Raw genomic sequence first — 26,408 nt, forward strand, 5'->3', positions numbered from 1 at the left:
CCTCCTCAACGCCTGGATCAGCGCTGCGACCAGGCACTCTGCAGCGCGGCGAGCGCCTCGGCGTCCAGCCCGGACACCGACATCGGGGCGTGCTGCCGCTCCTCGGCCGCGTTCGGCTGCCGCTCGGGCGGGTCGGCGAGCGCCGCGTCCACCGCGCTGCCGAGCTCGGCGATGGAGAAGTGCTCGAAGACCATCTGCGGGCTCAGCGGCAGCCCCTCCTCGGCGGCGCGGGCAGCCCACTTGACGGCGATCACGCTGTCCCCGCCCAGCCCGAAGAACCCGTGCTCGCGGCCGATCTTCGGCACCCCGAGCAGCTCCCCGAGCAGCGCGGCGAGCGCCCGCTCGGTCTCGGTCTCGGGCTCCACGTAGACCGTCGCGGGGGCGGCCCGGCCGCGCCGGACCACCGAGCGGGTGGTGTCCCAGCCCGCCGGGCGGATGCCGAGCTCGGCCAGCGGGCGGTCCGGCTCCTCCGCGAAGGCGCGCAGCACGCCGGTCAGCACGTCGGCGAAGATCTCGCCGGTGGCGGGGTCGTAGAGGTCGGGGTTGACCACCACCCGCGCCACCAGTTCGCCGGTGGTGTCCACCGAGTAGTCCAGGTGGAAGTCCATGAACGAGACGTCGTAGTAGCCGGCGATGCCCGCCATCGTGGTCGCCCCGTCGGCGCTGAACGGCACCGGCACCGGGCGGTGCCGGAAATGCATCATCACCTGGAACAGCGGGTTCCTGGAGAGCGAGCGCGGCGGGTTGATCGACTCGACCAGCCGCTCGAACGGCACCCCCTGGTGGGTGATGGCGTCCAGTGCGGCGGCGCGCGTCCGCTGCAGCAGGGTGCGCGCGGTCGGCGCGCCCGCGACGTTGTGCCGCATGACGACCACGTTCGCGAAGAGCCCGACGAGCTCGTCGGTGGTCTGCCCGATCCGGTTGGCGACCGCGGCGCCGATCGCCACGTCCTCGATATCGCTGAGCACGTTCACCACCGCGGCGCTGACCGCCTGGCACAGCATGAACTCGGTGGCGCCGACGGCGTCGGCGGTGGCGCGCAGCGCGTTCCAGGTCGCGGCGGGCAGCACCCTGGTCGCGCTGGTGCCGTTGCGGCCGAGCACGGCGGGGCGCGGGTGGTCGTGCGCGACCGCGATCTCGTCCGGCAGCCCGGCCAGGGTGGCGCGCCAGTAGTCCAGCTCGGCCTGGCCGTACGGGCTGACCGCGCGGTCGGCGCCGCGGTCGAAGATCTCGCGCTGCCAGATCGCGAAATCGGCGAACTGCAGCGGCAGCTCGGCCCAGCCGGGCGCGGCGCCGGTGACCCGGGCGCGGTAGGCGGTGGTCAGGTCGGCCAGGAAGATCTGGCACGAGCGCATGTCGGCGATGATGTGGTGCATGAGGATCGAGAGCACCGCGCGGTCCGGGCCGAGCCGCAGGATCCGGAACCGCGCCATGGGCTCGGCCGCGAGGTCGAAGACGTAGTCCCAGTCCGCGGCGAGCTCGGCGTCGACCTCCGCCTCGGTGATCTCCACGACCGGCACCGGGACCGGCGCGGGGGGCGCCACCAGCTGGTAGGGCGTCCCGTCGTGCTCGGGGAAGGTGGTGCGCAGCGATTCGTGCCGCGCCACCACGTCGTCGATGGCGGCGCGCAGCGCGGGGATGTCGAGCTCGCCGTCGAAGCGCACCGGGTAGCTGACGTTCTCGCCGTCGATCGCCCCCTCCAGCCGCCGCTGCAGCCAGTACACCCGCTGCGAGTAGGAGAGCGGGACGTGCGCGGGGCGCTCGCGGCGCACCAGCGCGGGCTTGCCGGGCGCGGCGTGCGGCAGCGGGACCGGCTCCAGCTCGTCGGCGTCGTCGAGCAGGTCGATCTCGTCCAGATCGATGTCGAACTCGGCGCGGAAGGTCTCGACCAGGTGCCCGGCCAGCGCGGTCACCGTCGGCTTGTCGAACGGCACCCGCATGTCGATCTCGATCCCGAACTCCGCGCGGATCAGCGTGATCAGCCGCGCCGCGAGCAGCGAGTGCCCGCCCAGCTCGAAGAAGGAGTCGTCGGCGCCGATCCGGTCCCGGTCGAAGAGCGTCGCGAACAGCTCGGCCACCCGGGTCTCGGTCGGCGTCGCGGGCTCGCGGTAGGTCCCGGCCTCGGCGAAGACCGGGGCGGGGAGGGCGCGGCGGTCCAGCTTGCCGTGCGCGGTCAGCGGGACCGCGTCGAGCACGGTGACGGCCGCGGGCACCATGTACTCCGGCAGCACCGCGGCCACCCGCTCGCGCAGCGCGCCCGGATCGGGTTCGGCACCGGCGGCGGGCACCACGTAGGCGGCCAGCGCCGGGCCGAGGGTGGCGTGCTCCACCACGACGACCACGCAGTGCGCCACCTCCGGCGCCGCGGCCACCGCCGCCTCGACCTCGCCGAGCTCGATCCGGTGCCCGCGCACCTTGACCTGCTCGTCGGCGCGGCCGAGGAACTCGATCAGCCCGGCCTCGTTCCTCCGGGCCAGGTCGCCGGTGCGGTAGAGCCGCCCGCCCGCGGTGAACGGATCGGCGACGAATCGCTCGGCGGTGAGCCCGTACCGGTTCAGGTAGCCGCGGGCAAGCTGGTTGCCGCCCAGGTAGATCTCGCCCGTGGCGCCCTCCGGCACCGGCTGCAGCGCCGCGTCGAGCAGGTAGAGGTGCACATTGCGGTTGGGACGACCGATCGGCACCACCCCGGTGCCCTGCGCCCCCGCGACCACGGTGTGCGCCGAGCAGACGACGGCCTCGGTGGGCCCGTAGTGGTTGCGCAGCTCGGCGTCGAACCGGGCGGCGAAGCGATCCGCGACCTCGCCGGGCAGCGCCTCGCCGCCGACCGGCAGGTGCCGCAGCGTGCTCCAGTCGCCCGCCTCCGGCAGGACCAGGAAGGTGGCGAGCATGGACGGCACCATGTGCAGCACGGTGACGCCGTGCCGCCGCACCAGCTCCGCCACGTACGGGACGTCCCGGTACGCGTGCGGCTTCGGGACGACCACGCAGGCGCCCGCGGTGAGGGTGACGAAGATGTCGAGCAGCGAGGCGTCGAAGCTGACCGAGGTGGACTGCAGCACCCGGTCGTCGGGGGTCAGGCTCCACTCGGCGGTGAACCCGGCGAGGTGCTCGGCGATCGCGGCGTGCGGGACCGGGACACCCTTCGGCTGCCCGGTCGAGCCCGAGGTGTAGATGACGTAGGCGATGTTCGACGGGTGCAGCGCCGCCGAACGATCGGCGTCGGTGGGGTCGTGCGCGGGCAGCCCGGCGGCCTCCCGCTCGGCCGCCGCCAGCACCTCCGGGTCGATGACCAGCGCGGGTGCGGCGTCGGCGAGCAGGTAGGCGGTGCGCTCGGCCGGGTAGGCGGGGTCGAGCGGCAGGTAGGCGGCGCCCGCCTTCTGCACCGCGAGCGCGGTGACGACGAACTCCACCGAGGTGGCCATGCGCAGCGCGACCAGCCGCTCCGGACCCGCCCCCGCGCGAATGAGCCAGTGCGCCAGCCGGTTCGCGCGCTCGTTCAGCGCCAGGTAGGTGAGCTCCACGTCGTCGGAGCGGAGCGCGGTGCGCTCCGGGCCCGCGGCGACCCGCCGCTGCACCATGTCGATCATGGTGTCCGGCCGCTCGGCGACGAGCGCTCCGCGGGATCGGGCGAGCACCCGCTCCCGCTCCACCGGGCCGAGCAGGTCCAGTGCGCGCAGCGGCGCGGCCGGATCGCGCAGGGCGCTCTCCAGCAGCCGGACGTAGTGCCCGAGCAGCCGTTCGACCAGCGGCCGGGCCAGCGCGCCCGGTCGGAAGGTGGCCTCGACCCTGGCCCCCGCGCGGTCATGGACGACCATGAGCCCCAACGGTTCCTGCGCCGCGACCGGCGGAATCGCCAGCTCGGTGCTGCGCACCCCCTGCAGTTCGAGGCCGTCGGCGGCGCTGCGCACGCTGAAGCTCACCCGCACCAGCTGGTGCAGCGCATCCCCGCCGCCGGTCCGCTGCGGAGCGACCGCGGCGATCACCCGGTCCACGCCGACGCCCTGGTTGGCGAAGGCGCCGGCGACGGTGGCGCGGGTGCGGTCCAGCAGCGCGGCGAACGGCTCGGCACCGCCCGGTCGCGCCCGCACCAGCAGCGCATTGCCGAAGTAGCCGATCAGCGGCTCCGCGCGGGGGTCGCGGCGCTCGGTGACCGGCACGGTGATCAGGAAGTCGTCGGCGGCGGTGTACCGCTGCAGCACCGCCTGGAAACCGGCGAGCAGCACCATGAACGGCGTTGCCGACCGCTCCCGCGCGGCTGCGGCGACCTTCGCCACGAGCTCGGCGGGGAGTTCTCGCACCACCCGGTCCGCGCCGCCGCCCGTGCCGCCGCCGGGCAGCTCCAGCGGCTCGGGCAGCGGGGTCAGCGTGGTGCGCCAGTACTCCAGCCCGGCCTCGTCGTCGGCGCGGTCTCCCAGCTCGACGTCGACGTACTGCACCGGAAGCGCGGGCAGCTCGGCGCCGCGGTAGGCGGCGGCGAGTTCGGTGAAGAACACCGGCCAGGAATCGTCGTCCCAGGCGATGTGGTGCACCACGAGCACGAGCGCCCAGGCGTGCTCACCGAGCGCGATGAGCGTCGCGCGCAGTGGTGGGTCCGTCGCGAGGTCGAACGGCCGGGCGAGCTGCTCCCTCGCGACGGAAAGGGCGCGGCCGAGCCGCTCCGACTCCGGAAGATGGCCGAGATCGTGGTGCTGCCAGTCGATGTCGGGATCAGGGTGCGAGATTTGGTACGGCTCGCCCTCGTCACCGACGTGGTAGGTGGTGCGTAGCACCTCGTGCCTGTCCACCACGGTCGCGACGGCGGCGCGGAACCGCTCCGGATCGAGATCGCCCGCCAGCCGGTACGCCACTCCGATGTTCAGCGCGGTGTCGGCGGGATCGAGCCGCTGCACGAACCACAGCCGCCGCTGCGCCGCGGAGAGCGCGACCGGATCCCCCGGATTGCGTTCCGGAACAACCGCTTCCCGCGATGACGGATCGACACCGTGCTCCCGCAGTCGGCGCTGGAGCAGCTGCTTGCGGCGCTCGAGAATGTCCTCTGCCATCTTCATCCTTCGACTGTCTCGGTTCGAACGGGCAAGGGGATACCGGCGAGTTCCACTGGGGGCGGGCGGGGCCCGTCATCTCCGCTCCGGCGCGACGCTCAGGCCGCCGCCGGCAGCCCGCGCACGTCATGACCCGACCCCCCTCCTAGCGAATGCAAGGTTAGCCTAGCCTATTTCAGGTGAGCGAGAGAAGTCCGAACGTGGGATGAATCCACCACAGACACAGAAGATTACGGCCCGCGGGTGAGCTACGAAGCCAAGCCTTACTTTACAGGACGGGAGGGGTTGCCCGTTCCAGCCCTTGGGTGGGTTCTTCGCCGAGCTCCGCGGCGGAATCATTGACATCACACCGCCGGAACCACTCGAACCCGAGGACCACACCATGAGCACCACCCGCAACCACCTCCGCACCCTCACCGTCGCCGCCGCCATCGCCTTCGCCGCGCTCGGCGGCACCGTCGCCACCGCGGCGGCCGACATCGGGGGCGCCGAGGTCGCGTTCCTGGAGGAGATCGGCATCAACAACGCCACGCTGCCGGGGAAGTCGGTGGACGAGATGGTGGTGGCCGGGTACCAGACCTGCGGCCACCTGCGGGCCGGCGGATCGATCCTGGACGAGATCGCCGCGGTCGAGCAGACCTACCGCTTCGACCAGGGCACGCTCTTCGTCAGCGCCGCCACGACGAACCTCTGCCCCGACTTCGCGGGCTGACTCACCGGTGCCGCAGGTGGCTCAGCCCCATGAGCAGCATCGCGGCGGTCATCGCGAGGTGCGCGACGGTGCCGGTAACGGACCGGGCCGGTTCGCGCACCCCGCGCCCGGCCCGCCACACGTGCAGCCGGACCCAGGCCCACGCGACCAGCGCCACGACCGGGAGCGAGAGCCACTCCGGCCCCGCTCCCCCGCCGTGCCGGTGCGCCGCGCCCGCCGCGGCCACCGCACCCTCCGCACCCGGAACGGCCAGCAGTAGCACCGCCATGACCAGCACATCCGCGATCACCGGCAGCCGGAGGGCGAGCGGAACCGGGGTGTCGGCCAGCCACAGCCCTACCCCGCCGAGCAGCAGCGCCCACGGCAGCGGTCCCAGCGGGTCGTGGGCGGGGACCAGCATGGCCGCCATCGCCGCGCAGAGCACACCGTGCGCGATCCGCCCGCGGCCCGCGCAGGGGTGCGGACAGGCGAGGGCCAGCGCCGAGACCGCGACCAGGGCCGCCGTCACCGGCACGATCCACTGCTGCGGCTCCCCCATCGCCCCCCCGCACGTCCGGTAGCGCCGCGGCCGCGACGACATCGCCGTCGTCGACGGTAGCCGGGCGCGGACGCAGCGCGCACCGATTCGAATCGATCGGGAAGCGTTGAGCTTTCGCTAGACGGCCGACGCGACCGCGGTCTCCTTCGGTGCCCCGGAGCGGTGCCGGGGCAGGAACAGGGCGGGCAGGATGATCACCGCGGTCAGCGCGAAGGCGACCCAGAAGGCGAAGCCGAAGGCGTTCGCCAGCAGCGGGCCGACGATCGGCAGCGCCTCCGGCGGCACCGTGCTGATCTGGTCGGCGCCGCCACCCGCCGCACCGATGCCCTCGGCGTCCAACTGCTCGGTGAGACGCTGGGTCAGGGCCGTCACCAGCAGCACGCTGCCGAGCGATGCACCGACCTGCTGGATGGCCGAGAGCGTCGGTGCGGCCCTGGAGACGATGTCGCGGTCCAGGCCGGAGTAGGCGGCGGCCATGGTCGGCATCATGACCGAGCCGAGCCCCATGCCGCGCACGAACAGCGCGACGCTCAGCCAGACGTACGAGGTGTCGGTGCCGACCTGGGTGAACGGGAAGGTGCCGATGAGGGCGAGCAGCACGCCGACCGGCACCACGTAGCCCGCGCCGATCCGGTCGACCAGCCTGCCACCGATCACCATGGCCACGATCGCGCCGAGCCCCTGCGGGGCGAGCAGCAGCCCGGCGCCGAGCGCGCCCTCGCCGCGCACGGTCTGGTAGTAGAGCGGCAGCAGCAGCATGCCGCCGAAGAGCCCGATGGCCACCAGGAACACCGCGAAGGTCGCGCCGGCGAAGAGCCGGTCGCCGAGCAGCCGGACGTCGATGATCGAGGCGGAGCCGCGGTTCAGGCTGTGCCAGGTGTAGACGGCGAGACCGGCGGCACCGGCGAGCAGCCAGCCGAGCACGCCCCACTCGCCGAACCCGCCGTGCGAGGCCGCCTCGGAGAGGCCGTAGAGCAGGCAGACCAGGCTGCCGGAGAGCAGCACCAGCCCGCGCAGGTCCAGCTTGCCCGGGTCGGGCAGCGCGTCGCCGGCAGGCAGCTTCCATACCGCGAGCGCGATGGCGACGGCGCCGACCGGCACGTTGACCAGGAAGATCCAGTGCCAGCCGGTGTATTCGACGAGCAGCCCGCCGAGCACGGGGCCGAGCACCGGGCCGAGCAGCATGGGTACGCCGATGATGCTCATGGCCCGGCCGAGCCGGTTCGGCCCGGCCGCCCTGGTGATGATGGCCTGCCCGGCCGGGAGCAGCATGCCGCCGCCGAGCCCCTGCAGTACTCGGAAGAAGACCAGGCTCTCGACCGACCAGGCGGTCGCGCAGAGCGCGGAGCCGAGCACGAAAAGGGTCACGGCGGTGAGCCAGGTCGGCTTGGAGCCGAAGCGGTCCATGGCCCAGCCGGTCAGCGGGATGACGAGGGCGACGGCGAGCAGGTAGCCGGTGACCACCCACTGGGTGGTGGAGAGCGGGGCGCCGAGTTCGGTGCTCAGCGCGTCGAGTGCCACGTTCACGATCGTGGTGTCGAGCACCACCATGATCATCCCGGCCACGATGACGAGGCCGGTGACGATCACACCGCGGTCGAGTTCGTCGGAGGATGCGGCGGAGGCGGTGTCCATGCCTGCTCCAATCGGGCTTCGGGTGTCCCGAGTATGCCGGGCGCTCCGTTCGGCGGTATGGGCAGGCCGACCGGTGTCCGATTTGCCGCTTGCCTGGTCAGCGGGGCTTTTGCCCGGTTCATCCCGGTCGGGCCGGACCGTCGGGATGCCGGACCGTGCGACGGCCCGGCGCGGGGCGACCCGGTGCTCCGCGGCCGGATCGGACCGGCAGAGCGGAAATTTCCCGGAAGTGTTTGCGGTCAACTACTCCGGGTACCAGCTAGGACGTGCGTTCGCCCTGCCCGGCCGAAAGAGGTACCCGATGAACTCGACGACGATGACCGCCTACCGCGATGTCGCCCGCCGCACCAGCAAAGGCGGCTACGAGAACCTCGAGCCCCGTTTCACCGAACTCGCCACGCTGGACCAGGCCGATCCGGCCCGCGCCCGGCTACGCGAGGACATCATCACCGCGGCGCTGCCGCTGGCCGAGCACATCGCGATGAAGTTCGCCGGGCGCGGGGAGAACGCGGACGACCTGGTGCAGGTCGCCATGGTCGGGCTGGTCCAGGCCGTCGACCGCTTCGACGTCACGGTGGGCGCCTCGTTCGTCGGATTCGCCGTGCCGACCATCATGGGTGAGGTGCGCAGGCACTTCCGGGACCGCACCTGGGCGGTCCGGGTACCGCGCGCCACCAAGGAGCTGCAGCAGCGGCTCGCCCCCGCCATCGAGGTGCTGTCGCACAGGCTGCACCGGATGCCGACCGCACGCGAGATCGCCGCGCACCTCGACGTCGATCTGGTCGAGGTCACCCAGGCGCTGATCGCCCGCAACGGCTACGCCGCCGAGCCCATCGAGCAGCCGCGCGGCGGCGACGAGGACTCCGGCACCACCTCGGCGCTCGACTCCTTCGCCGCCCCCGACCCCGGCTACAACCTGCTGGAGGACGCGATCACCGTCGGGCCGCTGCTCGCGGCGCTGCCCGAGCGCGACCGGCAGGTGCTGATGTGGCGGTTCGGCGACAACCTCACCCAGTCCGAGATCGCCAAGCGGCTCGGCATCTCGCAGATGCAGGTGTCCCGGATTCTCACCAGGGTGCTGACCACGCTGCGCGAGCAGGCGCTGTCCGAGCCGGCCGTGGCCTGACGAACGGCGAACGGGGAGCCCGGGGCGAATGCCCCGGGCTCCCCGTCGTTTCCGGTGGTCAGAGCTTGCCGCCGCCGCCGATCACCCAGGGGTTGAACGTGCATACCAGGCTCGGGGTGGCCTGGGGATCGAGCGCGTTCAGCGTGATCGACAGGGCCCGCGGCGAGTACATGACGGTCAGGTGATCGGAGACGTCCTGCTCGCAGCCGTCCTGCAGCGTGATGTTGCGGACCGAAGCACCCGGGCCGGCCTGCAGGAACGTCAGGTCGTACGGGTTGGTGATCTCGTCGTAGCGAGTCCCGACCACCGTGTAGTCCACGCCGGCGACGGTGTCACCGTCGGCGTTGAGCCGGTTCACGAAGTCCGAGCCGATCGTCTGCTGGATCCCGGCGTGGCCGACGAAGATCTCGACGAAGCCGAGGATGTCGATCCCGAGATTGTTGATCGCCCGCCCCAGCGCGCCGATCCCGATCAGGCTGGTCCCGTGGTGGGTCGCCCCGAAGGTGACCAGCTTGTCGACCTTGGCCGCGCCGCCCTCGAACTTGGTGTACCAGTTCGCCATCGACCCGCCCTGGGAGTGGGCGACCAGGTCGACCTCGTTCGCCCCGGTCGCGACCAGCACCCGATCCACGAAGGTCGCCAGCTGCTTTGCCGAGTCCTGGATGTAGCCGGTGCCCATCACGCCGGGCAGGACCGCGCCGAGGCCGCCGCCCTCGAGCAGGTTCGACCGCCCGTAGTTGAAGGTGAAGGTGCAGAAACCCGCGTCGGTGATCGGCTTGGACATGTAGGCGAACCCGTTGTAGGCGTTCATCCACGTCCCGTGCACCAGCACCACCGGCCTGGGATGCGCCGCCGTCGGCTTGCAGTTCCAGTCGTTCGTCCCGGGGGGCGCCACATCGGGATTGCCGAGGCCGTACCCGAACGCCGCCACCCACGACGACTGCTCCGGGCCGAAACCCACGGTGTCACTGGCGTATCCGCCGGAGGAGCCCGAGCTCGATCCCGACCCGCCGTAGCAGTCACCCGAGCCGTTGCCCGACCCCGCGCCGCTACCCGAGTCACACGCCGACCCCGACGCGCTCCCCGAATCCGCCACCGGCGCACCCGTGCGACCCGCCGCGATGTAATCGGCCAGCACCTGCTCATCCGCCGACGCCACCGGCTGCGCCTGCGCCACCCCGGTGAACCCCACCGCGAGCACCGAGACCACCATCATCACCGCCGAGCCAACCACCCGACCACACCTACGACGATTCATTCCGAGCCTCTCTGCGAGAACGGCACCGTTCTCCCGATGACGTCGCCGACCGCGACTGCGGGCAGACGCTACGGCGGAAACGGATCCGGATACCCGGGTCAGCGGCGGTTACTGGAATGCTCACGAAGTTCGCTCGGAAAGGTCGGTGGCCCACCACAGACGCTCCGAATCCACTCCGGGAGCGGACTTTCCGGACACCAGAAAATGAGCACCACCGGCGAAATGCGGCACCCACCCTCTCGCGCGATCCGACCCGACGCGGCGTTCACGCAGCTCAGGGCCGTCGGCCGGAACAGCGGAGAACGGAGTGGAAAGCGAGCGACAGCGCCTATTAACGTTCGATAACGGCGTATTCGTCGAGGACAGGCGGCGACGCGGCGTTGTCGACGCGAGGAGGTCACCCGTGATGGCCGAGAGCACCGTCCGGCCCGAATCCGGACCGGGACATTCCCCGATATCACCCGCCCGGCAGGAGATCCACCGACTATCGCGCGACCTGACCGCGCAACTGGCGCGCTCCGGCATCGCCTGCGCGGGCGCACCGAACGCGCCCGCGGGCGCCGACCTCACCGCGGTCGTGCGCTCCTGCCTCGGCTGGCTCGTGCAGCGGCTGGAGCAGGGGCGGGCGCCGGAGGGGCGGATCGAGCGGCTGGAGCCCGCCGCGGCCGAGTGGGCGCGCGACGGCGTTCCCATCGATACCGTGCTGCGGGGCGTGCACCGCGGCGTCCGGGCGGGGCTGGACGCGCTCTTCCCCGGCCCGGCGACGGGGTTCGACATCAGCACCGGCACCACGGCGGTCGTGGAGCTGCTCGATCTGATCAGCTGCACCGTCAGCAAGACCTACATCCGCGAGTTGCGCGGGGCCGCCGACGGGCACCAGACCGCCGTGCACACGCTGACCTCGGCACTGCTCGGCGGGCACGGCGGCTCGGCCATGGCGCGGGAGTCCGGGATTCCGCTGGCACCGGGGTATTTCGTGCTCGCACTCGCGATTCCGGCACACCCGGACGAGCACCGGACCGGGCTGGACCGGGCCGTCGTGGCCAGGCGCAAACTGCGCAGGCTGCAGTCCGCGCTGGCCGGGCGGTTCGGCGAGCACGCGCTCTCGCTGCTCTCGGTGGACGGCGGGACGATCCTCGTCCCCGAGGACCACTGCTCCGAGACCGAGATCGACGGGCTGGTGCGGGAGCTGGCCGCGGCGGCGCGGGTTCCGCTGACCGCCACCGTGTTCAGCGCGAGGGCGGAGACCGTCGCCGCCGCCGCCAGGCAGGCACACGAGCTGCTGGACACCGTCGAACAGCTCGGGCTCGACCCCGGCGTGCACCGCTTCGACGAGCTCGCGCTGGAGTACCAGCTCACCCGGCCCGGCATCGGCCGCGACCTGCTGCGCACCCACCTCGCCCCGCTGACCGAGCACCCCGAGCTGCTGCACACCCTGCGCGTCTACATCGGGGCGAACCGGCACCGCCGGCTCGCGGCGCAGCGGCTGCACGTGCACCCCAACACCCTCGACTACCGGCTGCGCCGGGTCGGCGAGCTCACCGGGCTGAACACCAGCGAGCCGAGGGACTGGTGGTACCTGCACGCCGCCGTGATCGCGAACGCGCGCCCGGATTCCTGACGGTTCAGAGCGCCGCGCACACCGCGGCGACCAGGTCGTGCGCGCGGGTGTCGCGGGCGACGCCGGTGCGGCGCAGGTTCGGGACGAAGCCGAAGCCGACCCCGTGCCCGGCGTCGGCGAGCCCGAGCGAGCCGCCGGAGCCCGGGTGCCCGAAGGCCGTCGCCCCGGCCGCGGCGGGCAGCACCATGCTCTGCGCGGGCATCTCGCGGCGGGCGCGCTGCTGCCCGGGTCGGCGCAGGCGCGGCGCGCAAAGCGGCAGGCCCGGCCGCCATCGCCGCGGGGTCGGCGGCCTCGGCCACCAGGTGCGCACGGGCGCGTCGACCTCGATGCCGGTCTGCGCGCTCACCCGCGGCGCCGCGGTCGCGGTGAGCCCCTTGGTGCGGGAGAAGGTCACGCAGGGGTGCCGCGCTCCCGGGGGCGGCCGGTCCCGCGGTCGGCCACCCCGACCCACAGGTCGAACCTGACTCGGATCAGAACTTTCCCCGATCCGTCGGCGTGTCGTTGCCGAAACATTGCTGACGGTTCGGGCGATGTACCAGGAACAACAGGTTTGCAAGGCGTCCGGACTGGGCAGATGCGGGCGAGGAGGTGCGGACGATGTGGGCGCGCGAACGGGGTTACGACCCGAAACGGCACCTGTGGATGCTCGGGCTGATCGCCCCCGCCTCCGCGCTGCTCCCCTCGCAGCTGGTGTACCGCACCGGGCTCCCGATCTTCTGGTGGATCGGCCCGGTGATCGTGCTCGCCGCCATCCCGCTGCTCGACCTGCTGATCGGCGTGGACGGCTCGAATCCGCGCGACGAGGACTACGAGCTGCTCAGCGAAGACCGGTACTACCGCTGGTGCACCTACCTGTTCCTGCCCGTCCAGCTGGTCGGGCTGCTGCTCGCCTGTGCCATGTGGGGCGGCACGGAGCTGGGGATCTGGGACAAGGTCGGGTTGGCGACCACGCTGGGGCTGGTCTCCGGGATCGGCATCAACGCCGCGCACGAGCTCGGGCACCGGGCCGAGCACCTGGAGCGCTGGCTGGCCAAGATCGCGCTCGCCCAGTCCGGGTACGGGCACTTCTTCGTCGAGCACAACCGCGGGCACCACGTGCGGGTGGCCACCCCGGCCGATCCGGCCAGCGCCAGGCTCGGCGAATCGCTGTACGCCTTCCTGCCGCGCACGGTGGCCGGCGGGTTCCGCTCGGCGCTGCGGCTGGAGCGGGAGCGGCTGGCCCGCACCGGTTCCGGGTGGTGGAGCCCGCGCAACCACATCCTGCAGGCCTGGGCCATGACGCTGGTGCTCTTCGGCGGGCTGATCGCCGGTTTCGGCTGGGAGATAACGCCGTGGTTGCTGCTGCAGGCGGCGATCGGCGCCGGGCTGCTGGAGACGGTGAACTACGTCGAGCACTACGGCCTGCTGCGCGAGCGCCGCCCGGACGGCCGCTGGGCCCGATGCTCTCCGCGCGACAGCTGGAACAGCGACCACCTGGTCACCAATATCTTCCTGTTCCACCTGCAGCGGCACAGCGACCACCACGCCAACCCCGGGCGCCGCTACCAGACCCTGCGCAGCACCGAGATCGCCCCGCAGCTCCCGGTCGGCTACGCGGGCATGATCGTGCTCGCCGCGCTCCCCCCGCTCTGGCGGCGGGTGATGGACCACCGGGTGCTCGCGCACTACGGCGGCGATGCCTGGCGCGCCAATATCCAGCCGGGCAAGCGGGAGCACTACCTGGCCGCGGTGCCGTCCGGGCGCTGATCGGCGTCCGTGTCACCGCTGCCCGCTACCCTTCCCCGATGGTCAAACCCGATTCGGCGCTGCGCCGCCTGTGGCGGACAACCGGAAAGTTGCTGGAGCCGTACGGGTTCGCGGGGTCGGAGCCGAGCTGGGCGCGGCGGGAGCAGGCGGGGACGGCCGTGGTCGAGCGCACCCGGGTGACCCGGACCTGGACGAACGGGCAGCAGGTCATCCGGTTCGGGCTGCACGCACGCGCCGTGCCCGATGCCTGGCGCGACTACGTCACGTGGCGGGGCGCCGCGGTCGAGATCGCCCGGCTCGCCGACCCGCACCCACCCTGGACGCTGTGCCTCGACCCGGAGCAGCCTGGCCACGCGCTGGAGAGCGATCTCGAGCTCATCCGCGCCGAGCTCCCCCGCCGGGTGCATGCCTGCGCCCGCCGCGCCATCCAGCTGACCGAGCCGCAGTTCTACCTCGAGGAGTTGCGCGCGCTCCCCGAGCCGGAGGCCGCCGCCAGGGAGGCGATCGTGGTGCTGCTCGCGGCGGCGGGGCCGAGCGCCGAGCTGGACGCCGAGCTCCGGCACGGCGGCACACCGGAGGCCGCAGGATACGCCCGCGCGACGATCACCTGCTGACCACGCCTTTCGGAGCGCTCAGAGCTCGGGGGCGAGCGAGTTCCCCGGGGCGATCGATGCGCAGTTGTTCGGCGCGGGCTTGCCCGCGAACCGGTCGAGCAGCCAGGTGGTCGCCTCCACCGACCAGACCGTCAGCGCCGGGATGTGGCTGAGCGCGTCGTACTGGTGGTAGGTGATGGTGGTGTTGCCGGTGTCGCAGTACTGCCTGGCCAGCGCCCGCACGTCGCCCGCGATCATCACGCCGTCGCCGGGGCCGACGCCGGGCTTGGTGCCCTCGGTGCCCTCCAGGATGCCGTTGGCGCCCTGGCCGATGAACATCGGCACGGTCGGAGTCGGCGCGAGGCCGAGGTCGATCTTGGCGACCGTCTCCACGAAGGGCGGCACGCTGTTCGGGTTCGCGAACTCCGGCTTGGTCAGCTGCGCCCAGGTCAGCCCCGGGTACTGGAACAGCACGTTGGCGATCGACGCCGAGGAGAGCTGCGCGGCGATCCGCGCGCCGAAATCGTTGAGGTACGGCGTGAAGTCGATGTCGTAGGAGCGGGCGATCCCGATGATCGCCATGGCCGCCACCCCGGCCCAGCCGAGGCTGCCGTCGATGTAGCGCAGGTTGCGCGCCGGGTTCGCCAGCACGCCGCCCTCGGCGACGCCGACCAGGTTGGCGTTCACCTCCGGCGCGTACTCCGGCGCCAGCGCGGCCGCCCAGTTGGTGGCGATCGCGCCGCCGGAGTAGCCGAAGAGCCCCACCCGCGACGCCGGATTCAGCCCGGTGGCGGCGGTAGTGGTGGCGGCGCGGATGGCGTCCAGGGTGTTCATGCCGTACTCCGGCCCCGCGGCGAAGTTCGCCGACTGCCCCTCGGTGTCGGGGACGATCACCGTGAAGCCCTGGGCGAGGAAGAGCCCCATCACGGCGCCCTCGGAGTCGGCGATGGCGCCGCCGAAGCTGACATTGCCCGCGATCGAGCGGGACGGGCCGTGCTCCGGGTTCAGCGAGTCGTACGCCGACCCGTACGTGACGACCCGGGACGGGTCGACGCCGCCGGGCGGCAGCAGCACCGAGGTGACGTTGGCGCTCGGCCTGCCCTGCGCGTCGGTCGTGCGGTAGCGGATCTGCACCGCGGTGAGCGGCGTCGCGATGCCGCGCAGGTGGTAGGGCAGCACCCGGCTGGCCAGCACCGTTCCCGGCGCGTACGAGCCGAGCGGCGCCTGCTCGCCGGAGAAGAAGAAGCTGTTGTCCGGCGCCGCGTTCGCGACCGGCGGCACGGTGCCGCCCGCCAGCATCGTCACGGCGGCGGCGGCCGCCGCCACCGCGAGGGTTACCCGCCCAGTTCCCACGTTGCCATCCTCATCGTCGAGGCGCGCCGAGCGGCGCTCCAACCGGACGAGACCGCCCGATTACTGGTGAGTAGTGTTGCCGCTCACACCCGGTGCGTCAAGATCCCGGCTCCGCGCGGCGGCGGCGCACGCAGGTCGCGGTCCAGCCGCCGGTGATCGCGGTGTGGTCGGTGAGCACAACGGCGGCCCGGTCGGCGAGCTCGCCGAGCGCGGCCGCCGGAATGTGACCGGGATGCCCGGGTTTCGGGGTGAGCACCCAGATCGGCGCGTACGGCGGCAATGCGGCGGCTACCCGAGCCAGGTCGACCGGCTCCGCGTCCTCCGCGCGCAGCCAGACCAGCGCGGCCTCCGGTATCGCAGCGGCGAGCCCGGCCCCGAGCTGCGCGGCGAGCTCCGCTCTGAGCTGCTCGTCCACGACTCCGGCGGCGCCGTACTCCCGGACCGGCATATCCGCGCGCAAGTCCAGCCGATGTGCCCGTGCCCCTGCGGCGTGCATGTTCTACCCCCTCGCGATCCCCTGCCGAGTGTCGGCTGCCACCCAACCAGGGCGGTCCGCCGTCCGCTCGCAGCCGCCGGTCGGCGGGCGTGTCCTCAGCGCACCACCCGCAATCGGGTGCGCGGCGCGCTCGCGTGGGTGTCCAGCCAGGTGAGCCCGGCGTCCCAGCCGTGCGTCCGCGATACCTCGAGCACCAGCCGCAGCGCGGTCAGGGTGAAGCGCTGCCCGCCGGGACCGAGGCTGAGCAGCGCGCAGGCGCGGCGCTGCCACGGGTGCTCGGCGAGTTCGGGGCAGCCGATGTCGCGCTCCGCGCGGTCGGCGACCACCGCCTCGTGCAGGCCGCAGCGCTCCGGCGCCTCGTCCAGCCAGAGCAGCGCCGTCACCGCCCGGCCGTGGCTGCTCGGGCGGTGTTCGTAGCTCAGCGTTCCCGGCCGCAGCAGCTCGTCCTCGCGCAGCTCGGCGACGAGCTCGGCCATCTGCCCGACGGTCGGGCCGTCGACCCAGCGCACCCTCCGCTCGGCGTCCGGCTCGCCCGCGTCCACCTCGACCGGAACGCCGGTGCGCCGGGTGAGCAGGGCGGCGAGCCGCGCGTTCGCGCCCGCGGGCCGGTCGAAATGTCCCGAATTCATGCGGCCAGCTCCTGCTCCCTCGGCTGAGCGCCGGATGTCCTGATGCGCGAGGATCAAACCTGCAACCGCACAGCGTCCCGAAAGGCTCCGATGACCGGCTCCGAGCAGCTCCTGCGTGGCTACCTCAGCGACAATGCCGCCGGAGCGGCGCCGGAGGTGCTCGCCGCGGTGGCGGCGGCCGCGGCCGGGCCCGCCGCGCCGTACGGCACCGACCCGCTCTCGCAGGCGGTGTACCGGCGCTTCGAGGAGCTGTTCGAGCGGCCGGTCGCGGTCTTCCCGGTCAGCACCGGCTCCGCCGCGAACGGCATCGCGCTGGCCGCGCTCACCCCGCCCTGGGGCAGCGTGCTCGCGCACCCGGACGCGCACATCGACAACGACGAGGCGGGCGCGCCGGAGTTCTTCACCAACGGCGCGAAGATTGTTCCGGTCGGCGGGGCGCATTCGAAGATCGACCCGGAGGCGCTGCGCGCGGCGGCGGGCCGCAAGCGCGGCGACGTGCACAGCGTGCAGCCGTCGGTACTCAGCATCACCCAGGCCACCGAGACCGGCAGCGTCTACAGCGTGGCCGAGCTCGAGACCCTGACCGGCATCGCCGGGGAGGCCGGGCTGCGCGTGCACATGGACGGCGCGCGCTTCGCCAACGCGCTCGCCGCGCTCGGCGCCACCCCCGCCGAGCTGAGCTGGCGCAGCGGCGTCGACGTGCTCTCCTTCGGCGCCACCAAGAACGGCACCATGACCGCCGACGCCATCGTCTGCTTCGACCCCGCGCTCGCCACCGAGCTCGCCTTCCGGCACAAGCGCGGCGGGCAGCTCACCGCCAAGATGCGGTTCCAGACCGCGCAGCTCGGCGCCTACCTCACCGACGACCTCTGGCTGCGCAGCGCCGCGCACGCCAATGCCATGGCCGAGCGGCTGCGCGCCGGGCTGGCGGCGGCGCCCGGCGTGCGGGTGGCGGGCGAGCTCGGCGCCAACATCCTGTTCTGCCACTTCCCGGCCGCGCTCACCGCCGGGCTGCGCGAACGCGGCTACGCCTTCTACGCCGACCGCTGGGAGCCGGGGGTGGTCCGGCTGGTCACCTCGTTCGCGCACCGGCCCGCCGATATCGACGACCTGCTCGCCGCGGTGCGCGCGCTGACTCAGAACGCGTAGCGCACGGTGAGCCAGGGCGTGCGCGCGGCGATCAGCTCGGTCAGCGTGGCGACCCCGGCGGCCTTGCGATCGTTGCGGTAGCGCACATTCCACATGCCGCCGTTCGAGCGCTTCGCCTGCTGCTCGGCGGGGCGCCACAGCAGCTCCTCGGCCTTCGGGTGCCAGCCAAGGTTCACCTCGTGCAGCTGCTCGTTGTGCGTGAGCATGATGATCTCGGCGGCGGCCTGCGCCCGGAACGCGGGCCCGGTGCCGTCGGCGAGCTGCTCCAGCAGCTCGGCCCAGTCCCGCTCCCAGCCCGCGCGCAGCACCACCGGCGAGAAGTTCACGTGCACCTCGTACCCGGCGGCCACGAAGTCGTCGATGGCGGCGATGCGCTCGCGGATCGGACTGGTACGCAGGTCGAGCAGCCTGGCGTCGGCCTCGGGCATGAGCGAGAAGCGGATGCGGGTGCGGCCGCGCGGGTCGAGCGCGAGCAGGTCGCGGTTGACGTGCTTGGTGGCGAACGAGGCCTTCGCCGTCGGCCAGCCGCGGAAGGCGCCGACCAGGTCGGCGACATTGTCGCTGACCAGGGCGTCCACCGAGCAGTCGCTGTTCTCGCCGAGGTCGTAGACCCAGGCGTGCGGGTCGCACTGGTTCGGCTCCGGCTTCGGCCCCTGCCTGCGCACGTGCCGCTCCAGGTAGCCGATGATCCGATCGATATTGGTGAACACCGTGATCGGGTTGGCATAGCCCTTGCGGCGCGGGACGTAGCAGTAGGCGCAGGCCATGGCGCAGCCGTTCGAGGTGGACGGCGCGATCCAGTCCGCGGAGCGGCCGTTGGGCCGCGCGGTCAGCGACTTCTTCTCGCCGAGCACCAGGTCCTCGGTCTTCACCCGGATCCACCGTTCGACATTGCCCGCGTTGCCGTGCAGCTCGGCGATCCGCCAGTGCGAGTCGACCGGGATGATCTCGGCCTCCGGGAACCGCGCCCGCACCTGCTGCCCGCGCGGGCTGGCCAGCGCCGCGGGCTCGGCCCAGAGCCGGCGAACGTCCAGCAGGCGGGTGCTCGTCGTGGTCATGGCTTCCTACCTACACGACGGCACCGACACCGCTACTCCGCAGCTTCGGGGGCGGTGTCCTCGGTGCCGTGCACCTCGGCGTGCAGCTCCTCCATCCGCCGGTCCAGCTCGTCGGCCACCCGCGCCGCCTCGGCCAGGTCGTCGATGATCCGGGGCGGGACATCGCCGTCGTACTTGTAGAAGATCTTGTGCTCTAGCGTGGCCCAGAAGTCCATCGCGACCGTGCGGATCTGCAGCTCGACCTTCATGTGCTTGGGGCCGGTGGAGAGGAAGACCGGGATCTCCACGATGGCGTGCAGGCTCTTGTAGCCGTTCGGCTTGGGCCTGACGATGTAGTCCTTGATCTCCAGTACCCGGACGTCGCTCTGCGCGGTCAGCGTCTCCAGCACCAGGTAGGTGTCGGCGATGAAGCTGCAGGTGATCCGGATGCCCGCGATGTCGGTGAGCTGCTCGCGGATGCTGTCGAGGTCGGCGGGCACGCCCTTGCGCAGTGCCTTCTGCAGCATGCTCGCCGGCGTCTTGACCCGCGAGGTGACGTGCTCGATCGGGTTGTAGTGCCGCAGGTGCATGAACTCCCGGCGCAGGATGGTCACCTTGGTCAGCAGCTCGTCGACGGCGAACTGGTGCTCCAGCAGGAATCGCTCGAGCTCGTTGCGCTCGCGGGCGATGAACGTGACCAGTTCCGAATCCACCGTTCCCAGGGTACGGAGTGCGCGGACCTCAGCTATCCGGCAGCACGCACGGTGTCTGGCCGGAAAGCGGGTGGCGCGCATCCTCGAGTCCGGGAATACCGACCAGTGCGCTCATGCGGAGCCGCTGTTACCGTAGGCGGGTCCATTGTGACGAAGCCCGCTTTTCGCGGCCACGTCACCGGATTCACGCCCGGGGTTTCCCGGGTAGGCGGTGCCAGCAGGCTGGGGGAAGCGTGGGGTCGATCGGTCGCGAGTGCGCACCGGCGGCTCCGCGGGCGCGGCCGGATTCCGCACCGACCGCCCCTGGCGTCGTCCCGTTCCCCTGCTTGGAGCCGCGTCTGTGAACACCCCCCGATCCGCCCCGTCCACGCTGTCCGACGCGCCGACCGGGGGCTGCCCGGTTGCGCACGGTTCGCCCGTCGAGACCGACGACCCCCGGATCCCGCTGTACACCGCGGAATTCGCGGCCGACCCGCACGGCGCCTACCGGGCCATGCGCGCGAAGTACGGGTCGATGGCGCCGATCGAGCTGGCGCCCGGCGTCCCCGCGACGCTGGTGCTCGGCTACCAGGCCGCGGTGCGGATCCTGAACGACCCGGAGCACTTCCCGGCCGACCCACGCGCCTGGCAGGAGAGCATCCCGCCGGATTCCCCGGTCAAGCCGATGATGGAGTGGTACCCGAACGCGCTGCGCAACAGCGGCCAGGCGCACCTGCGCTACCGGCAGGCCTACGTCGCCGCCATCGACGGGATCGACCTGCACGCGCTGCACGCCACCGTGGAGACGATCGCGATCCCGCTGATCAACCAGTTCTGCACCACCGGCTCGGCGGATCTCATCGGGCAGTACGCCTTTCCGCTGGTCTTCGAGGTGCTGAACCGGATGGTCGGCTGCTCGGCCGAGCTCGGCGCGCGGGTCGCGCAGGGCATGGCCATGCTCTTCGACACCGTCGAGGCGGCGCGCGGCATGGAGATGCTGAGCACCGCGCTGCTGGAGCTGATCGCGCTGCGCCGCAGGGAGCCAGGCGACGACGTGACCTCCCGGCTCGCGCACCACCCGGCCGGGCTGGACGACACCGAGATGCTGAGCAACCTGATCAGCTTCTACGGCGCGGGCATCGAGCCGCAGCAGAACCTGATCGTGAACACGCTGCTGCTCATGGTCACCGACGACCGGTTCGGCGGGAACATGCTCGGCGGCGCGCTCTCCACCAGGGACGCCCTGGACGAGGTGCTCTTCGACGACCCGCCGATGGCCAACTTCTGCACCTCCTACCCGCGCCAGCCGATCCTGATCGACAACACCTGGCTGCCCGCGCACCAGCCGGTGGTGATCAGCCTCTCCGGCTCGAACAACGACCCGCAGATCCGCGCCGCCGACCACACCGGCAACCGCTCGCACCTGGCCTGGGGCGCGGGCCCGCACGCCTGCCCGGCCAAGTCGGTCGCCTACCTGGTCGTGCAGGAGGCTATCGACCAGCTGCTCGACGCGCTGCCGGATATCGAGCTCGCGGTGCCGGAGGCGGAGCTGCAACGCCGCCCCGGCCCGTTCCACCGCGCGCTCGCCGCGCTCCCGGTCACCTTCCCACCGTCCCCGCCGATGCACATCTGACAAGGAGTTCCCGACCATGAACGCGATCGCGCTCGACCTGACCGGCGCGGATATCCAGGGCGAGTCCGAGCGGATCCGAGCGGGCGGCGCGGTCGCGCCGGTGCTGCTGCCCGGCGGCGTGCCCGCCTGGTCGGTCACCGACGCGGCGGCGCTGAAGAGCCTGCTCGCCGACCCTCGGGTCTCCAAGGACCCGAGGCAGCACTGGACGGCGTTCCGCGCGGGCGAGATCGACGAGTCCTGGCCGCTGCACCCGTGGGTGGCCGCGGAGAACATGTTCACCGCCTACGGCAGCGAGCACCGGCGGCTGCGCACGCTGGTCTCGCCCGCGTTCACGCACCGGCGCAGCGCCGGCATGCGCGAGCGCATCGTCGAGATCACCACCGAGCTGCTGGATCGGCTGGCGGCCACCCCGGCAGGCGAGATCGCCGACCTGCGAACGAGTTTCGCGTACCCGGTGCCGATAACGGTGATCACCGAGATCCTCGGCGTGCCCGCCGAGCTGGGCGGGCCGCTGCACAAGTGCGTCGACGGATTCTTCGACACCTCGCTCGGCCCCGAGGCCGCGCAGGCCAACTACATCGAGATGTACGGCCTGGTCGCCCAGCTCGTCGCGCACCGGACCGAGCACCCCGGCGACGACGTGACCAGCGTGCTCATCGGCACGCGGGACTCCGACGGCTCCCGGCTCTCCGAGAAGGAGCTCGTCGACACCCTCATGCTGGTGATCAACGCCGGCCACGAGACCACGGTGAACCTGCTCGACCAGGCGATCACCGCGCTGCTCACGCATCCGGAGCAGAAGGCCGACGTCCTGGCCGGGCGGGTGCCGTGGTCGGAGGTGGTGGAGGAGGCGCTGCGCTGGCAGGCCCCGGTCGCGCACCTGCCGCTGCGCTACGCGGTCGCGGAGATCGAGGTCGAGGGCACCACGATCCGGCAGGGCGACGCGATACTCGCCTCCTACGCGGGCGCGGGCCGGGATCCGAAGCTGCACGGCGCCACCGCGGCCCGCTTCGACGTGCACCGGGCGAACAAGGAGCACCTCTCCTTCGGGCACGGCGCGCACCACTGCATCGGCGCGCCGCTGGCCAGGCTGGAGGCGTCGATCGCGCTGCCCGCGCTGTTCGAGCGCTTTCCCGAGCTGCGCTTCGCGGTCGATCCGGCGGAGCTGGTTCCGATGGGCAGTTTCGTCTCCAACGGGCACCAGCGGCTCCCGGTCTACCTGGGCTGATCGTCGGGCGGCTGATCGGCGCCGCTCCGGGCCGGTGCCAGCGCCGGTCCGGTGGCGGCGGCGCACTGCGGCTTGCAGTCGACGCCGTCCAGGTTCGGGGTGTGCCGGGGCCGGAGCAGGACGGCGGCCAGCAGCGAGCCGGTGACCAGCAGCCCGGCGCAGATCGCCATGGCCCGGCCGAAACCCTGGTCGAAGGCGACCGGGTCGTCCAGCGCGTTCGAGAGCCCGGCCAGCCCCGGCAGCGCCGCCACCGCGAGCAGCTGCGCGGTGCGGGCCACCGCGTTGTTCACCCCGGAGGCGATCCCCGCCTCGCCCGCGGGCACCGCGCCGAGCACCGCCCCGGTGAGCGGCGCGACCAGCGCGGCCAGCCCGAGCCCGAAGATCAGCACGCCGGGCAGCACGTCGCGCACATACGGGCTGTCCGGGCCGATCCGCATGAGCAGCAGCAGCCCGGCGGCAGCGAGCAGCGGGCCCGCGGTCATCGGCAGCCGCGCGCCGTTGCGCTGCGCCCAGCGCCCGGCCGGTGCGGAGAGCGCCAGCATGATCAGGGTGATCGGCGCCGTCGCCGCGCCGGAGAGCAGGGGCGAGTACCCGGCGACCAGCTGCAGCTGTAGCACCAGCAGGAAGAAGACGCCGCCGAGCGCGGCGTAGACCGCGAGCGTCACCAGGTTGGCCGCGGTGAACACCCGGGAGGCGAAGAGCCGCGGCGGCACCAGCGGATGGTCGCTGCGCAGCTCGATCACCACGAACGCCGCGAGCAGCGCGACCCCCGCGACCAGCAGCAGCGGCTGGGTCTCGATCAGCCCGAAGGTCAGCGCACCGAGCGCGAGCGCGATCACGAAGGCGCCGGGGATGTCCAGCCGGGCGGGGGCGTCCGGATCGCGGCTCTCCGGCACGTGTTTGCGCGCGACCAGCACTACGACCAGGGTCAGCGGCACGTTCAGGAAGAAGAGCGAGCGCCAGCCCGCGAGGTCGATGAGCCAGCCGCCGAGGAACGGCCCGAGCGCCCCCGCGACCCCGCCGAACCCGGACCACAGCCCGATCGCCGCACCCTGATCCCGCCGGTCCAGCGAGGCCGAGATCAGCGCCAGGCTGCCCGGAGTCAGCATGGCGCCCGCGACGCCCTGCAGGATCCGCGCCGCGACCAGCATCTCGATACTGGTCGCGGCGCCGCAGAGCACCGAGGTGATGCCGAAGGCGATCGCGCCCCAGACGAAGACCCGGCGCCTGCCGAGCCGGTCGCCGAGCGAACCGCCGAGCAGGATGAACGAGGCCAGCGTCAGGGTGTAGCCGTTCAGCGTCCACTGCAGCCCGGCGACATCGGTGTGCAGCGATTCGCCGATCCGCGGCAGCGCGATATTGACGACCGTCGCGTCCAGCGAGGCGACCGACGAGCCGAGCACGGTCGCGAGCACGATCCAGCGGCCCGGGGTCGAGGCCAGCCGGGGAAGCTCGGGAGTTGCCACCCGCCCAACCTAACCCCGGCGCCGGGTGCCCGTATGCCCTCCGATGACACGGAGCAGTTCGAGCTTCCCCGCGTCCGGTGAGCCCGCCGCCGCGGTGTAGGTGACCAGTCGCAGGTCGGCGCCGGGCACCAGCAGCACATCGCAGTCCATGGTGATCTCACCGACCTCGGGGTGTGTGATGGTCTTGCGCTCGCTGGCGTGTGGCTGCGGCGGGGTCGGGGCGGTCCAGAGCCGGGCGAACTCGGCCGATTCGGCGCGCAGGTCGCGGACCAGGTCGGCGAGGTGCGGATCGGCCGGGTACCGGGCGGCGGCGTCCTCGAGGTCGGCGACGATCGATGCGGCGAAGGCGTCCGTTCCGCGCTCGGAGCGCACGGGGTGCAGGGCCGCCGCGTACGGGCCGAAGAGGAGCCGGGCCAGGTTGCGTTCAGCGGGCGGCAGCTGGGCGGGGTCGCCGTGCAAGGCGGACCAGTGCGGGTTCCAGGAGACGAGGCCCCACGCGGCGGTGAAGACGCCGATCGGCACGTCGCCCAACCGGGCGACCAGCCGCTGCACCCCCGCCGGGACGTGGCTGCCGACAGTGCCGTCGCGCGGCGGGAGCAGCCCGGCCGCGCGGAAGAGTTCGTCGCGCTCGGCGCGGGAGAGTTGCAGTGCGCGGGCCAGCGCCCCGACCACCTGCGCCGACGGACTGGTCGCGCGGCCCTGCTCCAGCCGCAGCACGTAGTCGACCGAGATCCCCGCCAGCTGAGCGAGTTCCTCGCGCCTGAGCCCGGGTGCGCGGCGTCTACCGGTGGGCAAACCGGCGTCGGCGGGGTCGAGCCGGTCGCGCCAGGCGTGCAGCAGCGGGCCGAAGGACATGGCACCATTCTGGCCCGCTCTCGGGCGATCAGCCTGGGTACCGCCGGTCCGTACGCTGCGCCGGGCCCTGGTTGCGCGCCGGGCCCGCGCCGAAGGTCGACCCCATGCACACCTTCGTCATGACCGGAGCGACCGGCGGCATCGGCCGGATCGCCGCCGAACACCTGCTCACCCAGCCCGACCTGCACCTGGTGATCCTCGCCCGCGACCCCGCCACCGTCGACCCGCGCGCCACCGCGATCCACGCCGACCTGCGTTCGCTCACGAGCATCCGCACCGCCGCCGAGCGGATCACCGCCCTGCTCGACAGCGGCGACCTGCCTCCGCTGCAGGGTTTCGCGGGCAACGCGGGCATCCAGCTCACCAACGCGACCACCACCGGCGAGGACGGCTACGAGGCCACCTTCACCGTGAACGTGCTCGCCGATCACCTGCTGCTCCGGCTCCTGGAGAAGCGATTCACCGCCCCGGCACGCATCGTGCTCACCGGTAGCGACACCCACTTCGGCGACCTCGGTCACAACCTCGGCCTGATCCCGGCCCCGGTCTGGCAGGACCCGGCGATCCTGGCCCGCCCCGCCGCCTTCCGCCGACCGGCGAGCACCGCCGCCGGCCGCACCGCCTACTCCACCAGCAAACTCGCCGTGCAGTACCTCGTGCACGAGTGGGCCCGCCGGTTGCCGGCCGGCGTCGACATCGTCTCCTACAACCCGGGTTTCGTGCCGGGCACCGGGCTGGCCCGCAATGCCGGAGCATTCGAACGCCTCGTCGCCCGGCGCGCGCTCCCCGCCCTCGCCCGCACCCCGCTCGCCACCGACATGACCACGGCCGGAGCACAGCTGGCGGCGGTGCTGCTGGGCCGGGTCACCGCCCCGACCGGCGGGTACATCGATCGCGACCGGGAGGCGACGTCGTCCCCCGAGTCCTACGACGAGCAACGCGAGCGGCAGCTGTTCGCGGCACTGGAGGAATTCCTCGCGTAGCTGTCCCCTTTTCGACCGACACCGCGGCGAGCCCGGCATCGCTACCGTCTCTCGACGGACCGTCGGGAGGGGATGCCGGTGCTCGCCACCAGCCGCGCACAGGGGATCGACCAGAACAACCAGCAGGGCAAGTTCGGCGCGGACTACGTGCGGGTGCTCGCCTCGGCGGCGGGGTTGCTGTGGACCCAGGACGATGTGGACCTGGACGGGGTCGACCTGTGCCTGAAACTGCCGGGGCGCACACCGCGCGGGTTCTCGCCGCGGATCGATGTGCAGGTCAAAACGGTGCGCAGGCCGCTGATCCAGAACGGGGTGCTCGCCTTCGACGGGCTCAGCGCACCGCAGTACAACCGGCTGGCCGGGGTCGGGTCGATCGTGCCGCGCTACCTGTTCGTCGTGCACGTGCCGACGAAGACCGGCGAGTACGCCGCCGTGCTGAGCGCCGGGCTGCTGCTCCGCAATATCGGCTACTACCTGCCGCTGAGCGACCAGCCGCCGCTCGCCGCCGGCGACAAGCGGCAGAGCATCCGGGTCCGCATCCCGCTCGGCAACGTGCTGACCGCGGAGAGCCTGCGCGGCCTCGTCGCCGGTAGCGCCGTGGTCCCGGCGGTGTAGC

General features: G+C 72.5%; 22 protein-coding genes. 10 read left to right on the plus strand and 12 right to left on the minus strand.

The annotated features are described in order from the left end of the window. Nucleotides 1-17: 17 nt before the first annotated feature. Nucleotides 18-5,042 (minus strand): amino acid adenylation domain-containing protein, encoded by a 5,025-nt coding sequence (locus ACFO0B_RS30815; RefSeq protein WP_378617057.1) that lies wholly within the window; start codon nt 5,040-5,042, stop codon nt 18-20. 382 nt (nt 5,043-5,424) lie between these two features. Here ACFO0B_RS30815 and ACFO0B_RS30820 point away from each other — a divergent pair, with 382 nt between their 5' ends. Then, entirely contained in the window at nt 5,425-5,754 is a 330-nt protein-coding gene (locus ACFO0B_RS30820; RefSeq protein WP_378617059.1) for a DUF732 domain-containing protein, read from the plus strand. A 1-nt stretch (nt 5,755) separates the two neighbouring features. Here ACFO0B_RS30820 and ACFO0B_RS30825 read toward each other — a convergent pair whose 3' ends face one another. Both ACFO0B_RS30825 and ACFO0B_RS30830 read right to left on the minus strand, forming a co-directional pair. Continuing rightward, a complete protein-coding gene (locus tag ACFO0B_RS30825) occupies nt 5,756-6,292 on the minus strand; it encodes a hypothetical protein (RefSeq protein WP_378617061.1) in 537 nt (178 codons plus the stop codon). Nucleotides 6,293-6,409: 117 nt separating this feature from the next. Further along, on the minus strand, nt 6,410-7,927 hold the full coding sequence (locus tag ACFO0B_RS30830) for an MDR family MFS transporter (RefSeq protein ID WP_378617063.1): 1,518 nt from the start codon (nt 7,925-7,927) through the stop codon (nt 6,410-6,412). Between the two features lie 301 nt (nt 7,928-8,228). On the opposite strand from ACFO0B_RS30830, the gene ACFO0B_RS30835 reads away from it, so the two are divergent. Then, the gene (locus ACFO0B_RS30835) at nt 8,229-9,053 is read left to right on the plus strand and encodes a SigB/SigF/SigG family RNA polymerase sigma factor (protein WP_378617065.1); all 825 of its coding nucleotides are present in this window, start codon (nt 8,229-8,231) and stop codon (nt 9,051-9,053) included. 58 nt (nt 9,054-9,111) lie between these two features. On the opposite strand, the gene ACFO0B_RS30840 is transcribed toward ACFO0B_RS30835, so the two are convergent. Next, a complete protein-coding gene (locus tag ACFO0B_RS30840) occupies nt 9,112-10,269 on the minus strand; it encodes an esterase/lipase family protein (protein WP_378617308.1) in 1,158 nt (385 codons plus the stop codon). Nucleotides 10,270-10,717: 448 nt separating this feature from the next. Here ACFO0B_RS30840 and ACFO0B_RS30845 point away from each other — a divergent pair, with 448 nt between their 5' ends. Then, the gene (locus ACFO0B_RS30845; RefSeq protein ID WP_378617067.1) at nt 10,718-11,932 is read left to right on the plus strand and encodes a PucR family transcriptional regulator; all 1,215 of its coding nucleotides are present in this window, start codon (nt 10,718-10,720) and stop codon (nt 11,930-11,932) included. 4 nt (nt 11,933-11,936) lie between these two features. On the opposite strand, the gene ACFO0B_RS30850 is transcribed toward ACFO0B_RS30845, so the two are convergent. After that, a complete protein-coding gene (locus ACFO0B_RS30850) occupies nt 11,937-12,326 on the minus strand; it encodes a hypothetical protein (protein WP_378617069.1) in 390 nt (129 codons plus the stop codon). Nucleotides 12,327-12,529: 203 nt separating this feature from the next. On the opposite strand from ACFO0B_RS30850, the gene ACFO0B_RS30855 reads away from it, so the two are divergent. Both ACFO0B_RS30855 and ACFO0B_RS30860 read left to right on the plus strand, forming a co-directional pair. Next, nucleotides 12,530-13,678: an alkane 1-monooxygenase gene (locus ACFO0B_RS30855; protein WP_378617071.1), complete on the plus strand. Its 1,149-nt coding sequence runs from the start codon at nt 12,530-12,532 to the stop codon at nt 13,676-13,678. A gap of 38 nt (nt 13,679-13,716) precedes the next feature. After that, nucleotides 13,717-14,292, plus strand: a complete 576-nt coding sequence (locus ACFO0B_RS30860; RefSeq protein WP_378617073.1) for a hypothetical protein — start codon at nt 13,717-13,719, stop codon at nt 14,290-14,292. Between the two features lie 18 nt (nt 14,293-14,310). Here the strand turns inward: ACFO0B_RS30860 and ACFO0B_RS30865 are convergent, their stop codons facing one another. From ACFO0B_RS30865 to ACFO0B_RS30875, 3 genes are all read right to left on the minus strand, one after another. Continuing rightward, the gene (locus ACFO0B_RS30865; RefSeq protein ID WP_378617074.1) at nt 14,311-15,624 is read right to left on the minus strand and encodes a lipase family protein; all 1,314 of its coding nucleotides are present in this window, start codon (nt 15,622-15,624) and stop codon (nt 14,311-14,313) included. 97 nt (nt 15,625-15,721) lie between these two features. Then, a complete protein-coding gene (locus ACFO0B_RS30870) occupies nt 15,722-16,120 on the minus strand; it encodes a DUF3052 family protein (RefSeq protein WP_378617076.1) in 399 nt (132 codons plus the stop codon). A gap of 95 nt (nt 16,121-16,215) precedes the next feature. Next, nucleotides 16,216-16,749: a hypothetical protein gene (locus ACFO0B_RS30875; RefSeq protein WP_378617078.1), complete on the minus strand. Its 534-nt coding sequence runs from the start codon at nt 16,747-16,749 to the stop codon at nt 16,216-16,218. 90 nt (nt 16,750-16,839) lie between these two features. Between ACFO0B_RS30875 and ACFO0B_RS30880 the strand changes: the two genes are divergently transcribed. Beyond that, nucleotides 16,840-17,898, plus strand: coding sequence for a threonine aldolase family protein (locus ACFO0B_RS30880; protein ID WP_378617080.1), 1,059 nt, complete (start codon nt 16,840-16,842; stop codon nt 17,896-17,898). Here ACFO0B_RS30880 and ACFO0B_RS30885 read toward each other — a convergent pair. Together ACFO0B_RS30885 and ACFO0B_RS30890 are read right to left on the minus strand one after the other, a co-directional pair. Beyond that, nucleotides 17,886-18,956, minus strand: a complete 1,071-nt coding sequence (locus ACFO0B_RS30885; protein ID WP_378617082.1) for a spore photoproduct lyase family protein — start codon at nt 18,954-18,956, stop codon at nt 17,886-17,888. The two genes, ACFO0B_RS30880 and ACFO0B_RS30885, sit on opposite strands and share 13 nt — an antisense overlap. 32 nt (nt 18,957-18,988) lie before the next feature. Continuing rightward, nucleotides 18,989-19,648 carry a GTP pyrophosphokinase gene (locus tag ACFO0B_RS30890; protein WP_378617083.1) on the minus strand — a complete coding sequence of 220 codons (660 nt, stop codon included), beginning with the start codon at nt 19,646-19,648 and terminating at the stop codon, nt 18,989-18,991. Nucleotides 19,649-19,988: 340 nt separating this feature from the next. On the opposite strand from ACFO0B_RS30890, the gene ACFO0B_RS30895 reads away from it, so the two are divergent. Next, nucleotides 19,989-21,260, plus strand: a complete 1,272-nt coding sequence (locus ACFO0B_RS30895) for a cytochrome P450 (protein ID WP_378617085.1) — start codon at nt 19,989-19,991, stop codon at nt 21,258-21,260. 16 nt (nt 21,261-21,276) lie between these two features. Next, complete coding sequence (locus ACFO0B_RS30900; RefSeq protein ID WP_378617087.1) at nt 21,277-22,488, plus strand: cytochrome P450 family protein; 1,212 nt, start codon at nt 21,277-21,279, stop codon at nt 22,486-22,488. Here the strand turns inward: ACFO0B_RS30900 and ACFO0B_RS30905 are convergent. Together ACFO0B_RS30905 and ACFO0B_RS30910 are read right to left on the minus strand one after the other, a co-directional pair. Further along, nucleotides 22,476-23,954, minus strand: coding sequence for an MFS transporter (locus tag ACFO0B_RS30905; protein WP_378617089.1), 1,479 nt, complete (start codon nt 23,952-23,954; stop codon nt 22,476-22,478). The genes ACFO0B_RS30900 and ACFO0B_RS30905 overlap by 13 nt on opposite strands. 9 nt (nt 23,955-23,963) lie before the next feature. Next, entirely contained in the window at nt 23,964-24,809 is an 846-nt protein-coding gene (locus ACFO0B_RS30910) for a helix-turn-helix transcriptional regulator (RefSeq protein WP_378617091.1), read from the minus strand. A gap of 104 nt (nt 24,810-24,913) precedes the next feature. Between ACFO0B_RS30910 and ACFO0B_RS30915 the strand changes: the two genes are divergently transcribed. Next, nucleotides 24,914-25,792, plus strand: coding sequence for an SDR family NAD(P)-dependent oxidoreductase (locus tag ACFO0B_RS30915; protein ID WP_378617093.1), 879 nt, complete (start codon nt 24,914-24,916; stop codon nt 25,790-25,792). A gap of 78 nt (nt 25,793-25,870) precedes the next feature. After that, complete coding sequence (locus tag ACFO0B_RS30920) at nt 25,871-26,407, plus strand: DUF4365 domain-containing protein (RefSeq protein WP_378617095.1); 537 nt, start codon at nt 25,871-25,873, stop codon at nt 26,405-26,407. Nucleotide 26,408 lies beyond the last annotated feature (1 nt).

The organism is Nocardia jiangsuensis (assembly GCF_042650385.1).
Classification (GTDB): Bacteria; Actinomycetota; Actinomycetes; order Mycobacteriales; family Mycobacteriaceae; genus Nocardia; species Nocardia jiangsuensis.

Bases quoted from the DNA above. Each gene is read 5' to 3' on its own strand.
- ACFO0B_RS30815 (WP_378617057.1), bottom strand. From the start codon at position 5,042: ATGGCAGAGGACATTCTCGAGCGCCGCAAGCAGCTGCTCCAGCGCCGA.
- ACFO0B_RS30820 (WP_378617059.1), top strand. From the start codon at position 5,425: ATGAGCACCACCCGCAACCACCTCCGCACCCTCACCGTCGCCGCCGCC.
- ACFO0B_RS30825 (WP_378617061.1), bottom strand. From the start codon at position 6,292: ATGGGGGAGCCGCAGCAGTGGATCGTGCCGGTGACGGCGGCCCTGGTC.
- ACFO0B_RS30830 (WP_378617063.1), bottom strand. From the start codon at position 7,927: ATGGACACCGCCTCCGCCGCATCCTCCGACGAACTCGACCGCGGTGTG.
- ACFO0B_RS30835 (WP_378617065.1), top strand. From the start codon at position 8,229: ATGAACTCGACGACGATGACCGCCTACCGCGATGTCGCCCGCCGCACC.
- ACFO0B_RS30840 (WP_378617308.1), bottom strand. From the start codon at position 10,269: ATGATGGTGGTCTCGGTGCTCGCGGTGGGGTTCACCGGGGTGGCGCAG.
- ACFO0B_RS30845 (WP_378617067.1), top strand. From the start codon at position 10,718: ATGGCCGAGAGCACCGTCCGGCCCGAATCCGGACCGGGACATTCCCCG.
- ACFO0B_RS30855 (WP_378617071.1), top strand. From the start codon at position 12,530: ATGTGGGCGCGCGAACGGGGTTACGACCCGAAACGGCACCTGTGGATG.
- ACFO0B_RS30860 (WP_378617073.1), top strand. From the start codon at position 13,717: ATGGTCAAACCCGATTCGGCGCTGCGCCGCCTGTGGCGGACAACCGGA.
- ACFO0B_RS30870 (WP_378617076.1), bottom strand. From the start codon at position 16,120: ATGCACGCCGCAGGGGCACGGGCACATCGGCTGGACTTGCGCGCGGAT.
- ACFO0B_RS30875 (WP_378617078.1), bottom strand. From the start codon at position 16,749: ATGAATTCGGGACATTTCGACCGGCCCGCGGGCGCGAACGCGCGGCTC.
- ACFO0B_RS30880 (WP_378617080.1), top strand. From the start codon at position 16,840: ATGACCGGCTCCGAGCAGCTCCTGCGTGGCTACCTCAGCGACAATGCC.
- ACFO0B_RS30885 (WP_378617082.1), bottom strand. From the start codon at position 18,956: ATGACCACGACGAGCACCCGCCTGCTGGACGTTCGCCGGCTCTGGGCC.
- ACFO0B_RS30900 (WP_378617087.1), top strand. From the start codon at position 21,277: ATGAACGCGATCGCGCTCGACCTGACCGGCGCGGATATCCAGGGCGAG.
- ACFO0B_RS30910 (WP_378617091.1), bottom strand. From the start codon at position 24,809: ATGTCCTTCGGCCCGCTGCTGCACGCCTGGCGCGACCGGCTCGACCCC.
- ACFO0B_RS30915 (WP_378617093.1), top strand. From the start codon at position 24,914: ATGCACACCTTCGTCATGACCGGAGCGACCGGCGGCATCGGCCGGATC.